The organism is Blastococcus sp. HT6-4 (assembly GCF_039679125.1).
GTDB classification, from domain to species: Bacteria; Actinomycetota; Actinomycetes; order Mycobacteriales; family Geodermatophilaceae; genus Blastococcus; species Blastococcus montanus.
The window spans coordinates 2,840,887-2,854,528 of record NZ_CP155551.1; the positions used below are offsets into that span (position 1 = coordinate 2,840,887).

Below are 13,642 nucleotides of genomic sequence, written 5' to 3' on the forward strand. Positions count from 1 at the left end.
ACTGCGGGGTGCCGGAACCGTCCCCGGGACGCCGCCGCGTGATCCCGGGCAACGATCGACCGCATCCGTCACATCCGCCCCACCCGTCGGGGACCATGGGCGGACCAGTCCGTCCGACCCGGTAGACAGGTGGCATGGAGAGCACTGCCGACATCGAGCTCGGTGATGTCGTCGCGGCGTCGGCGGCCGTCTCCATCGAGCTCACCTCCACGCCGGTGCTCAGCTACGCGCTGGCGCACAACCGCGTGCCGGTCGTCCCGCGGCTGGCGCTGACCGCCGACCGGACGCTGCGCGGAGCCACCGTGCGGCTGTCCGTGCGCGATGCCGAGGGTCCGATCGCGCACGCGGTCGAGCTGCTCGCCGACGTCGACGCCGGCCGCACGACCGTGCTCACCGGCATCGGGCTGGTCATGGACCCGGCGGCGATGCTGCACGTCGAGGAGCAGCGCCCGGGGGTCGTCGACGTCGAGGTGGAGTTCGAGGGCGAGCTGCTGGGCGAGGCCACGGCCCCGGTCCAGGTGCTGGCGGCCAACCAGTGGCTGGCCACCCCCCTGCCGCTGGCGCTGGAGATGCTCGCCGCGCACGTCATGCCCAACCACCCGGCGATCACCGGGCTGGTCGCCGAGGCGGCCGACCTGCTCGAGAGCCGGACCGGCAGCGGCGCGATGGTCGGCTACTCGGCCACCCCCGAGCGGGTCGACGAGGTCGTGCAGGCCCTCGCCGACGCGGTGCGGCGCCGCGGCGTCCGCTACTCCGAGCCGCCCGCCAGCTGGGCCGAGCTCGGCCAGCAGGTGCGCTCGCCCGGCGACGTCCTCACCTGGCGGGTGGGCACGCCGCTGGACACCGTCGTCCTCCTCGCCGCCGCGTGCGAGCAGGCCGGCATCCGGCCGCTGCTGTGGCTCACCGAGGGCACCGGCGGCCGGACCGCCGGAGCGCACGCCTTCCTCGGCTACTGGCGGGAGGAGCGCAGCTCGGAGAGCGCCGCCACCACCGACGCCGCACCGCTGGTCAACCTGGTCGACCTCGGCCTGATCGGCCTGGTCGAGACCACGCTGCTCACCGGCCCGGGCGAGGCCGGCGAGGACCTGCACGGCCCCGCCTACACCGGCTGGCTCGCCGGCGAGCTCGACCACGTCCTGGGGGTGACCGACGTCCACCGGGCCCGGCGCGACGGCATCGTCCCGCTGCCGGCCCGCGCCCGGACCCCGGAGGGGCTGCTCCAGGTCGTGGAGTACCGGCCGGCCGAGCACAGCGCACCGGCGTTCCCGGCCGGGCCCACGGCGCCGCAGGCGGGCAGCCGCCCCGAGGCACCGCCGCGGGTGCAGCAGTGGAAGAACGCGCTGCTGGATCTGAGCCTGCGCAACCGGCTGATCAACTACAGCGAGCGCGCCGGCCTGCCGCTGACGCTCCCGGCCACCGCGCTGCCGATCCTGGACAACTTCCTCCACGACGGCACCCCGATCACCCTCCTGCCCGGCGACCAGCTGGCCGCCGTCCAGCAGGAGCGCGGGCTCGGCGCGGCCGGGGACCTCCCGGCCGAGCAGCTGACCGAGCGGCTCGTGGAGCGCCGCGAGGTGCACGCCGACGTCACCACCGGCGGCTACCTGCCCCGGCTGCGCAACCTCGCCTACCGGGCGAAGACCGTGCAGGAGGAGACCGGCGCCAACAACCTGTACCTGGCGCTGGGCTCGCTGGTGTGGGAGCTCGACGGCCGGCCGCTGCGTTCACCGCTGATCCTGGTGCCCGTCGTCCTGACCCCGGTCGGCCGCACCGGCTCCTACCGGCTCGCGCTGGACGAGTCGGGGGCGAGCACCCCGAACTACTGCCTGCTGGAGAAGCTGCGCCAGGTGCACGGCCTCGTCGTCCCGACGCTGAGCGAGGCGGCCGAGAGCACGCTGGAGCTCGAGCCGGCGCTGGAGGCCGTGCGGGCGGCGCTGGTCGGCCACGGGCTGCCCTACCGCGTGCAGGCGACGGCGGACCTCGCGATCCTCCAGTTCGCCAAGTTCCGGCTGTGGAAGGACCTCGACGAGCACTGGGCCGACTTCGCGGAGAACCCGCTGGTCCGCCACCTGGTGCACGAGCCCACCGAGCCGTTCCTCGACCCCGCCCGCGACTCCGGCGCGTACGTCGACCTCGACGAGCTGGCCGCCCGGCTGCCCGTGCCCGCCGACGCCTCGCAGCTGCGGGCGATCGCCGAGGCCGGCGCCGGCCGCACGTTCGTGCTGGAGGGCCCGCCCGGCACCGGCAAGTCGCAGACGATCACCAACCTGCTCACCCGCGCGGTGGCCGACGGCAAGCGGGTGCTGTTCGTCGCCGAGAAGCGGGCCGCGCTCGACGTGGTGGCCCGCCGGCTCGACGCCGTCGGCATGGGGATGTTCGCCCTCGACCTGCACGACAAGGGCTCGCGCGCCTCGATGGTGCGCGCACAGGTCCGGGTGGCGCTGGAGCACGCGATCGCCGTCGACGACCAGGGCCTCGCCGCCGAGTCGGAGACCCTGCGCTCGGCCCGCCGCCAGCTGGCCCGCTACGCCGACCGGCTGCACACCGAGAACGCCGCCGGGCTGTCGCTCTACACCGCGCGCACGGCGGAGCTGGCGGCGGACCCGGACGTGCCGCCGCTGCCGGTGCCGCTGCCGTTCGTCGCCAACGCCCCCGCCGAGGTGCTGACGGCGGTGCGCCGGGCGCTCGCGCTGCTGCCCGACATCGCCGACCTCACCCGCCCCTCCCCCCGGCACCCGTGGGCGTTCGTCGACTCCCCGGAGATCGACCTGCCGGCCGCCCGCGAGGCGGCGGCCGCGGTCGACGCGGCGGTGCGCGAGGTCGCCGGCCTCGCCGAGCTGGGCGGCGTGCTCCGGCACGCGCGCACGCCCGCCGACCTCGACTCGCTGGCGCACCTGCTGTCCGGGCCGCCGGTGGGCATCGACGTGCTCGACGAGACGTTCAGCGGCCGGTGGACGACGGCGACCGGGGCGGTCCTCGGCGAGGTCGCGGCCTTCACCGCGTTCCGCCACCCGGGGTTCGACGTCGTCGCGCCCGAGGTGATCGAGCTGCCGCTGGCGGAGGTGTACGTCGCCGCGCAGACCGCGGCCGCATCGGGCTGGTGGGGGCGCCGGCGGCGGCTGACCGCCGTCCTCGACCGGCTGGCCCCGTGCCTGCGGCCGGGCGCCAGGGTGAAGCCCCGGGACGTGCCGGCGCTGGTCGAGAACCTCTGGCGGGTGCAGACCGCGGTGCAGTCCGTCGCCGGCCGCGTCAACTCCGTTCCCGGCCTGGCCGCACCCGAGGGCTGGAACCCGTTCACCGACCCGACGCTGCTGGAGCGGCAGGTCGAGTGGCTGCGCCGGGCCGGCGCCGCCGTCGACGGGTCCTCGGCCTTCCACGTGGCGCTGCGCAAGCTCATCGTCGCCGGGATGCCCGCCGCCCCGGAGACCGCCGCCGCGGTGGCCCGCCTGCGTGACGCCGTCACCGCGCTGCTGCAGGTCTGCCGGAGCTCACCCGACCAGCTGGCCGGCTGGGCCGGTGAGGACGGCTTCGTGCTGCGCTGGTCGATGACCCGCCCCGAGCGCGGGGTCGAGGGCACGGTGCTGATGTCGCTGCGCCGCTGGGTCTCCTTCCTCGACACCCTCGAGCCGCTCCGGTACGCGGGGCTCTTCGACGCCCGGACGCTGCTGATGACCGGGGCGGTCGCCGCTGACGACGCCGTCCGCGCGCTGGACCGCGGACTGGCCCGGGCCTCGGTGGCCGAGCGGCTGGACGCGACCGGCCTCGACACCTTCGACCCGGAGGCACACGAGCGCGCGATCGCCCGGTTCACCGCGGCCTCGCGGGCCGTGCGCGAGCACCTGACCGCCGCGCTGCCGGCGGCGGTGCTGGCCACCCGCCCCTTCGATGCCGCGATCGGCTCCGGCCGGGTCGGTGCGCTGCAGCGCGAGCTGGCCAAGCAGCGCCGCGGGCTCGGTGTGCGGCAGCTGCTGGCCGAGTACGGCGAGCTGATCACCGCGGTGATGCCCTGCGTGCTGGTGTCTCCGGACTCGGTGGCCCGGTTCTTCCCCGCGAAGGCCGCCCAGTTCGACCTCGTCGTCTTCGACGAGGCCTCGCAGATCCGGGTGGCCGACGCCGTCGGCGCACTGGGGCGGGCGAAGGCCGCCGTCGTCGTCGGCGACTCGAAGCAGATGCCCCCGACGTCGTTCCTGGAGCCGACGGCGGCGAGCTCGGACGACTCCGTCGAGGTCGTGGACACCGCGGTCGAGGACGAGGAGTCGATCCTGGGCGAGTGCGTCCAGGCGCGGGTGCCGCGGCACTGGCTGTCGTGGCACTACCGCAGCCAGGACGAGTCGCTGATCGCGTTCTCCAACGCGCAGTACTACGAGAACCGGCTGTCGTCGTTCCCCGCGCCCACCCACGGCCGGGCCTCGGCCGAGCCCGACGGCCGCGGCGTCTCGCTGGTGCGGGTGCCCGGCACCTTCCACCGCTCGGGCGCGGGCCGGCTGCTGCGCACCAACCCGATCGAGGCCGCGGCGATCGTGGCGGAGATCCGGCGGCGGTTCGACGCGGTCCCGAAGTGGGACGGCATCGACGCGGTGCCCTCGATCGGTGTCGTCACGTTCAACGCCCAGCAGCGCTCCTACATCGAGGGGCTGCTGCGCGACGCCGACGACGAGCGGCTGGCCGCGGCGCTGGACCGCACCGACGGCGAGGGGCTCTTCGTCAAGAACCTCGAGAACGTGCAGGGCGACGAGCGCGACGTCGTCTTCTTCTCCACGGGCTTCTCCCCCACCGCCGACGGCACGCTGCCGCTGAACTTCGGCCCCCTCAACCGGGTGGGCGGCGAGCGGCGGCTCAACGTGGCGATCACGCGGGCGCGTCGGCAGGTCGTCGTCTTCTCGTCGTTCGACCCGGCGCAGCTGCGGGCCGAGGAGACCTCGTCGGTCGGCATCACGCACCTGCGCGCCTACCTCGACATGGCCGAGCAGGGCACCGACGTGCTGCCGCGGGCACCGCGGTCGGCAGCCGTGGTCGACCGGCACCGGGAGCAGATCGCCGTGGCGCTGCGCGAGCGCGGGCTGGTGGTGCGCACCGACGTCGGGCTCTCGGAGTTCCGTGTCGACCTGTCGATCTCCCGACCTGTCGACCCGTCGACCCCGGTGATGGCGGTGCTGCTGGACGGCCCCGCGTGGGCCCGCCGCGGCACGGTGGGCGACCGGGACGGCCTGCCGGTCGAGGTGCTGGGCGACATGCTGCGCTGGCCGGTGGTGGAGCGGGTGTGGCTGCCGACGTGGCTGGCCTCCCCCGGCTCCGTCGTCGACCGGCTGGTGGCCGCGGTGGACGCGGCGCCGGTGTCGACGCCGCCGGTCGTCGAGCCGCTGCGGCTGCCGACGGCGGCCGTGGAGTCGTTCAAGGGCGTCGCCGCGCTGCGCTCGTCGGTGACGGCGTCCCTCGCCGTGCCGACGGTGACCGCCCGACCCGCCGCGAAGCCCGCCGCGAAGCCGGCCGCGGCGCGGCGACCCGCGGAGCCGGCCGGGCTCGACGGCGAGACGCCGTTCGTGCCGTGGATCCCGAAGACCGCCGGTGACAAGTCGGTGCTCGACGAGCTGCCGGCCTCGAAGGCCGCGCGGGTGGTGCGCCGGGTGATGACCGCCGGGGTGAAGGCCGAGGGCCCGATCCACGTCGACCGGCTGGCCAAGCTGACCGTCGGGGCGTTCGGGGTGAACCGGTCGACCGAGGCGCGCAAGCAGCTCCTGCTGTCCCTGCTGCCGCCCTCGGCCGTCGACGGCGACCACCTCTGGCCCGAGGGTGTCGACCGCGCGTCGTGGACCGGGTTCCGCCGGCAGGTGTCGAGCACCGACCGGCCGATCGAGCACGTGGCCCCGGAGGAGGTCGCCAACGCGATGGGGGCGCTGTGCCGGGCCGCCGCCGGGATGCAGCGGGACGAGCTGCTCACCGCGACGGCGACCGTGTTCGGCTACAAGCGGCGGGTGGCGTCGGTGACCCCGGCGCTGGAGAAGGCGCTGACCTTCGCCCTCGACACCGGCCGCCTCACCGAGCAGCCGGACGGCCTGCTCACCGTCTGACCCCGACGAGGCATTCAGGACGGAACAGGATCGGCCGTTCCATTCCCTGTCCGGATCACCCGACCAGGGAGGAACAGTGCGGATCATGTGCCGGGCCACGGTGCCCGCCACGGAGGGCCAGGTCATGGCCTCCGTCCAGGAGACCCTGGACCGCCGCGGCTCCATGGCCCACGCCCCCGTCAGCCTGGCGGTGCCCGACGCCGTCGCGCTCGGCATCGCCGGTTTCTTCGTCAGCCCGACCGACTCCGGGCAGGTGCTGGAGCGCTTCTTCCGGGGGGGCGAGGTGGACAGCGCCGCGCTGCTCGACGCCGTGGCGTTCGAGCAGGGGTACGCCTCGGCCGAGCAGCACTCCGCGCTGTACTGCCTCGCGGGGTGGGTGCACGCCCGGGTGCACGCGCACGGCGCCGCCTGAGCGCAGCCGGACTCAGCGGACGGTGACCGCGCCCGTCCGGCTCGGCACCAGCTCCACCCAGGTGGGGCCGGCGGCCAGCGTGACAGGGGCGCCGTCGGCCGCCGCGAGCACCACCGGCTCGGTGACCGAGGCCTTCGACCAGGTGGCGGGGAGCGTCCGGCCGCCGGTGGCCACGAGCGCCTCGCCCCCACCGACCATCACCGTCTCCGGCACCGGGTTGCCGGCCGGGTCCCGGGAGCCGGTGTTCACGACGTCGACCCGGAGCACCACGACGTTGGTGGCGCGCAGGGGGGTCCCGTCGGCCTCGACCGCGGGGGTGTCGCCCTCGGCGCGCAGCCAGCGCCCGTCCGGGGGGCTCCACGTCCAGCGGGGGTGGCTGATCCCGGAGAGCGTCAGGTCGAGCACGCCGGCCGGGGCGCCCGCCACCGCGGCGGACGCCTGCTCGGCCGCGGCCGAGATCGGGAACTGCACGCCCGGGGCCGCCCCGTGCCCGGCGTCGGCCTGGGCCAGGAGCGCCAGGGGGTCGGCGTAGACGTTGTGCGGTGCGGAGCGGCCCGCCTGCCGGTGGAAGCCACCCGCCCCGGCGTCGTGGCTGAGCACCTGCAGCCCGGCGGCGGCGATCGCGTCGACGTACGGGCGCTGCCCGCCGGAGAAGGCGAACACCCCTCGCAGCGGCGCGGCGATCGCCGGGTCCATGGGGCGCACCGACCGCACCGGCCCCAACTCGGCCGGCAGCGTGGAGTGGTAGACGGCCACGTAGCGGGTGATCCCGCCCTCGACGACCTGCTCCCAGACCATGTCCGCGGCCCCCAGCCCCGTCTGCGGACGGGCGGACACGGAGTTCTCGATCTTCACGGCCAGCGCCGGCCGGTCGATGCTCGTCCCCGCGCTGTCCACCCCGGTGAGCGGCCACAGCACCGGCGGGGGCGGCGGTGGCGGTGGTGGCGGGGCGGTCGTCGGTGCGGCGACCGGTGCTGCCGGCGCGGTGCCGCAGCCGGCGAGGGCCGCGACGACCACGAGCGCCACACCCAGCCGCCGGACCAGGCCGCCGGACCGGCGTTGGTCGGGCCGGACGGGGACGGTTTCCACGTGCACGCTCCTGGGTCGGCGGCCGCCGGACGCGGCCGCCCGGCGACCCTAGGACGGGACACCGTCGTCCCCGGCGCTCCCGCGCCGGGCAGCGCGCATCCCGTGGCCGGGCCGCTACGTCCCGGTCACGTGCGGGCGACCGCCAGCAGGGTCACGTCGTCGGTGCGCGGCGGGTCGAGGGCGTCGAGCACCGCGTCGAGCAGGGCCTGCGGCTCGGCCGGCCCGGCGGCGACGGCGGCGCGCAGCTCCGCGAGGCCGGCGGCCAGGCCACCGGCGCCGCGCTCCACCAGCCCGTCGCTGACCAGCAGCAGCCGGTCGTCGCCGGCGAGGGTCAGCCGGGTCTCGGCGTAGCCCGCGGCGTCGAGCAGCCCCAGCGCCGGGCCGCGCCCCCCGGCCAGGTACTCCGCACCTTCGGCGGTGGCGTGCAGCACCGGCAGGTGGCCGGCGTTGGCGACGACGACCTCCCCGGTCGCCGGGTCCAGCTCGGCGACGACGGCGGTCGCGAGCTCGCCAGGCAGCAGCGCGCCGATCACCTCGTTCAGCCCGTCCAGGGCCGCCGCGGGCCCGGGCGCGCGCAGCAGGTGGGCGCGCAGGGCGTGCCGCAGCTGGGCGGTGACCGCCGCGGCGGCCAGGCCGTGCCCGGCGACGTCGCCCAGCACGATCGAGATCCGGCCGCCGGGCAGCGGCACGAGGTCGTACCAGTCGCCGCCGACGACGTCGTCCTCGCTCGGGCGGTACCGGGCGGCCAGGGCGACGCCGGGCAGCTGCGGCAGCTCCTCCAGCAGGAGGGTGCGCTGGAGGGCGGTGGCCAGCCGGTCGTCCTCCGCCACCCGGTTGAGCGCGGTCTCGGTGAGGAGGGCGGCGAGGCCGCGGGCGGCGGCGACCTCGTGGTCCCGCCACGGCCGGGCCGTCCCCCGCACCGTCTCGCTCCATGCCTCGAACGACCGGCGCGGGCTCAGCCTCGGGCCGCTGTCGCCCGGCGCCGTCTTCGGGGTGTACGGGTTGCCGCCCCAGGTGATCTCGCGAAGCGTCTCCGGCCGGAACCAGGCGAGGAAGTCCCCGCGTCCGCCGCCCACCTCGGCGGCGAGCACGCCGCTGGCGCACGGGGCGAGGTCGGCCGCCGCGGGAACGGCGCGGCCGACCGCGTCGGTGACCGGGACGCCGGCGTCCAGCAGCTCCCGCACCAGCGGGAGCACGCGGTCGGCCGGCGGCGTCGTCCCCAGCAGGTGCAGCCGGCCCCCCAGCCGCACCGCCGCACCCGCGGCGGGCAGCAGGTCGAGGACGGTGACGTCGCCCCCGGTCAGCGCCGCGGCCGGCGCCCGCGGCGTCCGGCCGACAGCCGCGGCCAGCTCGGCCTGCCGCTGCGCGACCTCGACCACGCCGCCCTGCTCCGCGGCGGAGACCTTCGTGTGCAGCAGCAGCGAGGCGGTGCGGGCCAGGAACTCCGCGGCCGTCCGATCCGGGTAGGAGGGCCGGTGCGGGCCCGCGTAGTGGTGGCAGGAGATGAGGCCCCACAGCGTCCCGCGGTCGATCAGCGACACCGACATCGAGGCCACGACGCCCATGTTGGCCAGGTACTCCAGGTGGACCGGCGAGACGCTGCGCAGCATCGCCCCGGAGAGGTCCAGCGGCCGGCCCGTGGCCGGGGTGACCGGCGGCTCCAGCGGCACGGGGCGGTATCCGGCGTCCGGGATCAGCCGCATCCAGTTGGTCGCGTAGAGCGCCCGGGCCTGGGCGGGGATGTCGCCGGCCGGGTACCGGAGACCGAGGAAGGGCTCGAGGTCGGCGCGGCGGTCCTCGGCGATCACCTCGCCGTTCCACTCGGCGTCGAAGCGGTAGACCATCACCCGGTCGAAGCCGGTGAGCGAGCGGACGTCGCGGGCCAGCACCGCGGTCAGCTCGTCGAGGCCGGCGGTCGCCGACAGCCGCTGCAGCACCGTGGGCAGCCGCCGGTGCCAGGCGGCACCGGCCTGCCCGGCGCCCTGCACCGGCTCCCACTCGGTGACCAGCAGCCCGTCGGCGCGGTGCAGGAGGACGTCGACGTCGGCGCCGGCCACCTGCACCCGCAGCGGGTTCACCTCGGCGAGCTCCCCGGCGAGGCCGGCCCGCAACCGGGCCGTGCCGTCGGGGCCGAGCAGCTCGCCCACGGTGGCGCCGCGGACGGGGCGGCCGAAGAGCGCGTCGGCGCCGGCGGAGGCCACGACGACGGCGAGGTCGGGCTCGGTGACCGCCAGCAGCGCGCCGTGCGGCTGGATCGCCCCCGGGATGGCGATCGGCTCCTCGGCGCACCGGAGGAGCGCCTCCTCGACGGACCGCTGCGCTGCGCCGCGGCTGGTCACTGCGGCGGACGTCACGGGGCGTCGCGGTCGGGCACGGCGAGCGGGAGCTCGTCGACCGAACCCACCAGTGGGACGACGGAGCCGAGGTCGAGCAGGTCGATCGGCAGCCGGACCGGCCGGTTGCCGGGCGGGGCGACGACGTGCAGGGCCGTCCCGGCCGCGGCGGCGCGGCGGGCGATGCCGACCAGGGTGCGCGCCCCCGAGGAGTCGAGGAAGGCCGTCGGCGTGAGATCGACGACCAGCGCCGCGGGCGAGGTGGCGAGCAGCGACTCGGCGGCCTCGGCCAGTCGAGGTGCGGTCGCCATGTCGAGCTCACCCCGTACGGTGAGGGCCGGGCGCCCGGCGATCGTCGTCCGTGCCACCGCGAAGAACACCAGCGCACCTCCCTCCCCTCGTCCCGGCGTCCGAGGGTAGGCCACGGGGGAAGGGAGCGACCGGCCGTGAACGTCGAGTTCAGCGTGCGGCTGCCCACCGACACGCACAGCGTCCCGCTCGTGCGCGGGCTGGTCCGGCAGGCGCTGGAGCACCTGCGGGTGCCCGGGGCCGTCGTCGAGGAGATCGTGCTGGCGCTCACCGAGGCCTGCGCCAACGTCGTCGACCACGCCGCCGATCAGGACGTCTACCAGGTCGACGTGGCCATCGACGAGCAGCTGTGCCGGATCAGCGTGCTCGACGGGGGCGACGGCTTCGACGTCGCGGCCACCCAGGACGCCGGCACCCTGCCCACCGACGACCGGGGCCGCGGCCTGCAGCTCATGCACTCCCTGACCGACCGGTTGGAGTTCGGCCAGGGCGAGGACGGCCGGCACCGGGTCACCTTCGAGAAGTGGCTGGCCCCTCCACCGCGTCTGCGGCTGCTCGACCCGAACTGACCGCCCGGCGCCGTCAGCCCGGGGCGACGGCCGGGCGCGGCGTCACGAGCTCGGCCAGCGCCTGCCCCCACCGGCGGGCGCGGTCCTCCTCCCCCTCGGCGAGCGGACCGTCCGGGTCGGGGTGGACGAAGTGCTCGGGCGGGGCGGCCGGGGTCCCGCCCAGACCGCGGACCAGCGCCACCTCGATCCCCATGGCGCCGTCGGTGGTGTACCGGGTGGGCTCGTCCGGGCGCAGGTCGAAGGTCGCCACGTTCACCCCCCGGGGCAGCGCGACCGCCTCCAGCCACTCGGGCAGGCCGTAGGCGGGCGCGGCCGGCCCGGCCGGTGGGTGGCCGGGCCCGCCGGCCACCAGCAGCCGCACGTCCCCCGGCACGAGGACCGGCGCCTCCCGCGCGCAGGCGACGTCGACGGGCAGCCGGGTCGCCAGCCCGTGGGCGATCGCCATGGCGATCCGTCGGATCTCACCGGGCATCGACTCGAAGACGACCAGGGCTCGGGCCATGGGTCGCTCACCGCCTCGTTGCAGGAGTTCGGGGCGACGACGGTAGAGCGGGAACGGCGCTCGTGGGGCGGATCACCTCGCGGTCGCCACCCTGCGTCCGCACCGGCACGGCGTGTCGTCGACGATGGGCGGGTGAGCCGCTCCGCCGATCCCGCCGCGCGCACCACCCAGGACGTCGCCGCCGAGGTGCGCGACGCCGCCCGCCGACTGGCGGGGGTGGCCGAGCGGACTCCGCTGCAGCGCAACGCCCGGCTCTCGGGCATGACCGGCGCCGACGTGTGGCTCAAGCGCGAGGACCTGCAGGTCGGCCGCTCGTACAAGATCCGCGGCGCGTACAACACCATCAGCCGGCTGGACGACGCCGCGCGGTCCGCCGGCGTCGTCGCCGCCAGCGCCGGCAACCACGGGCAGGGCGTGGCCTACGCCTGCCGGGCCCTCCAGGTGCACGGGCAGGTGTTCGTCCCGGGGACGACGCCGCGGCAGAAGCGCGAGCGGATCGCCTCGCTCGGCGGCGACATGGTGCGGCTGGTGGTCACCGGCGACTCCTACGACGAGGCGGCGGCCGCGGCCGCGGAGCACGCGCTCAGCACCGGGGCCACGCCGGTGCCGGCGTTCGACGCGCTGTCGACGGTCACCGGCCAGGCGACGGTCGCCGTCGAGATCCTCGAGCAGCTGGGCACCGCGCCCGACGTCGTCGTCCTGCCGGTGGGCGGTGGCGGTCTGCTGGCCGGTTGCGCCACGTGGCTGCGGATCGCCTCGCCCGGCACCCGGCTGGTGGGCGTCGAGCCCGCGGGCGCGGCGAGCATGGCCGCCGCCCTGGCGGCCGGGGAGCCGGTGGAGCTGCCCGAGATCGACACGTTCGTCGACGGCGCCGCCGTCCGCCGGGCCGGTGCGGTCACCTACCCGCTGGTGCGCGACTCCGGCGCCGAGCTGCTGACCGTGCCCGAGGGGCAGATCTGCACCGAGATGCTCGAGCTCTACCAGGCCGACGGGATCATCGCCGAGCCCGCGGGCGCGCTGTCGTCGGCCGCGCTGAGCGGCGGCACCGTCACCGTCGGACCCGGGCAGACGGTCGTCTGCCTCCTGTCCGGCGGCAACAACGACGTCAGCCGGTACGCCGAGGTGGTCGAGCGGTCGCTGGTGCACCGCGGGCTCAAGCACTACTTCCTGGTGGAGTTCCCGCAGGAACCCGGCGCGCTGCGCCGCTTCCTCGACGAGGTGCTCGGCCCCGACGACGACATCGTGCTGTTCGAGTACGTGAAGCGGGACAACCGGGAGACCGGGGCGGCGCTGACCGGCATCGAGCTGGGCAGCGCCGACGGCCTGGCCGGCCTGCTGGAGCGGATCGAGGCCAGCCCGTTGCGCATCCAGCTCGTGGCGCCGGGGACGACGGCCTACCGCTTCCTCATCTAGCCGATCACCCGGATCGGGCTGCCGGCGAGGAAGGCGGCGACGTCCTCGACCGCCTCGCGGTAGAACACCTCGTAGGTCCCGCGGGTCACGTAGCCCAGGTGGGGGGTGAGCACGGCGCGGCGCAGCTCCCGCAGCGGCGAGTCGCGCGGCAGCGGCTCGACGTCGTAGACGTCGAGTCCGGCGCCGGCGATGCGGCCGTCGCGCAGGACGTCGACCAGCGCGGCCTCGTCGACGATCGGGCCGCGGCTGGTGTTGACCAGGATCGCGGTGTTCTTCATCAGCGCGAGGTCCTCGGCGCCGATCAGGCCCCGGGTCCGCTTCGACAGCAGCAGGTGGACGGTGACGACGTCCGCGGTGGCGAAGAGCTCGTCCCGCTCCACCCGGCGGGCACCCACCTCAGCGGCGCGCTCGTCGGTGAGGTTCTGGCTCCAGGCGACGACGTCCATGCCGAAGGCGGCGCCGATCCGGGCCACCTGCGAGCCGAGCCGGCCGAGCCCGACGACGCCGAGGGTGGCGCCGGCGAGGTCGCCGCCGATCGTCTGCTGCCAGGCCCCGGCCCGCATGGCGGCGTCCTCCTGCGGGAGGTGCCGCAGGGCGGCCAGGATCAGCGCCCAGGTCAGCTCGACGGTGGCGGTGGCCGATGCCGCGGTGCCGCAGACGGTGATGCCGAGCTCGGTGGCGGCCGCGACGTCGATCGACTTGTTGCGCATGCCGGTCGTGACCAGCAGCCGCAACTCGGGCAGCCGTTCGAGGACGTCGCGGCCGAACCGGGTGCGCTCCCGCATGGCGACGACGACGTCGAAGGTGCGCAACCGCGCGACGAGCTCGTCGGGGTCGCCGACCGCGTCGTGGAAGGCCACGACCTCCGCCGGCTCGGGCAGCTGCGACCAGTCGGCGAAGGCGGCGGCGACGGACTGGTAGTCGTCCAGGACGGCGATGCGGTGCAC

The 13,642-nt window shown here is 76.1% G+C and carries 9 protein-coding genes; 4 read left to right on the forward strand and 5 right to left on the reverse strand.

The window, feature by feature from the left end:
* Nucleotides 1-134 precede the first annotated feature (134 nt).
* Nucleotides 135-6,068 carry a DUF4011 domain-containing protein gene (locus tag ABDB74_RS13580; protein WP_346619177.1) on the forward strand — a complete coding sequence of 1,978 codons (5,934 nt, stop codon included), beginning with the start codon at nt 135-137 and terminating at the stop codon, nt 6,066-6,068.
* 85 nt (nt 6,069-6,153) lie between these two features.
* Nucleotides 6,154-6,480: a hypothetical protein gene (locus ABDB74_RS13585; protein ID WP_346619179.1), complete on the forward strand. Its 327-nt coding sequence runs from the start codon at nt 6,154-6,156 to the stop codon at nt 6,478-6,480.
* 12 nt (nt 6,481-6,492) lie between these two features.
* Here the strand turns inward: ABDB74_RS13585 and ABDB74_RS13590 are convergent, their stop codons facing one another.
* From ABDB74_RS13590 to ABDB74_RS13600, 3 genes are all read right to left on the reverse strand, one after another.
* Nucleotides 6,493-7,569, reverse strand: a complete 1,077-nt coding sequence (locus ABDB74_RS13590; RefSeq protein WP_346619180.1) for a DUF3048 domain-containing protein — start codon at nt 7,567-7,569, stop codon at nt 6,493-6,495.
* 125 nt (nt 7,570-7,694) lie between these two features.
* Nucleotides 7,695-9,923, reverse strand: a complete 2,229-nt coding sequence (locus ABDB74_RS13595) for a SpoIIE family protein phosphatase (protein ID WP_346619182.1) — start codon at nt 9,921-9,923, stop codon at nt 7,695-7,697.
* Entirely contained in the window at nt 9,920-10,282 is a 363-nt protein-coding gene (locus ABDB74_RS13600) for an STAS domain-containing protein (RefSeq protein WP_346619184.1), read from the reverse strand. Before ABDB74_RS13600 ends, ABDB74_RS13595 begins: the two co-directional genes overlap by 4 nt.
* Nucleotides 10,283-10,348: 66 nt before the next feature.
* Between ABDB74_RS13600 and ABDB74_RS13605 the strand changes: the two genes are divergently transcribed.
* Nucleotides 10,349-10,780: an ATP-binding protein gene (locus ABDB74_RS13605; RefSeq protein WP_346619186.1), complete on the forward strand. Its 432-nt coding sequence runs from the start codon at nt 10,349-10,351 to the stop codon at nt 10,778-10,780.
* Nucleotides 10,781-10,793: 13 nt separating this feature from the next.
* Here ABDB74_RS13605 and ABDB74_RS13610 read toward each other — a convergent pair whose 3' ends face one another.
* Nucleotides 10,794-11,282: a hypothetical protein gene (locus ABDB74_RS13610; RefSeq protein ID WP_346619187.1), complete on the reverse strand. Its 489-nt coding sequence runs from the start codon at nt 11,280-11,282 to the stop codon at nt 10,794-10,796.
* A gap of 132 nt (nt 11,283-11,414) precedes the next feature.
* Here ABDB74_RS13610 and ilvA point away from each other — a divergent pair, with 132 nt between their 5' ends.
* Nucleotides 11,415-12,695 carry a threonine ammonia-lyase IlvA gene (gene ilvA / locus ABDB74_RS13615; RefSeq protein ID WP_346619189.1) on the forward strand — a complete coding sequence of 427 codons (1,281 nt, stop codon included), beginning with the start codon at nt 11,415-11,417 and terminating at the stop codon, nt 12,693-12,695.
* On the opposite strand, the gene ABDB74_RS13620 is transcribed toward ilvA, so the two are convergent.
* Entirely contained in the window at nt 12,692-13,642 is a 951-nt protein-coding gene (locus ABDB74_RS13620) for a D-2-hydroxyacid dehydrogenase family protein (protein WP_346619191.1), read from the reverse strand. The two genes, ilvA and ABDB74_RS13620, sit on opposite strands and share 4 nt — an antisense overlap.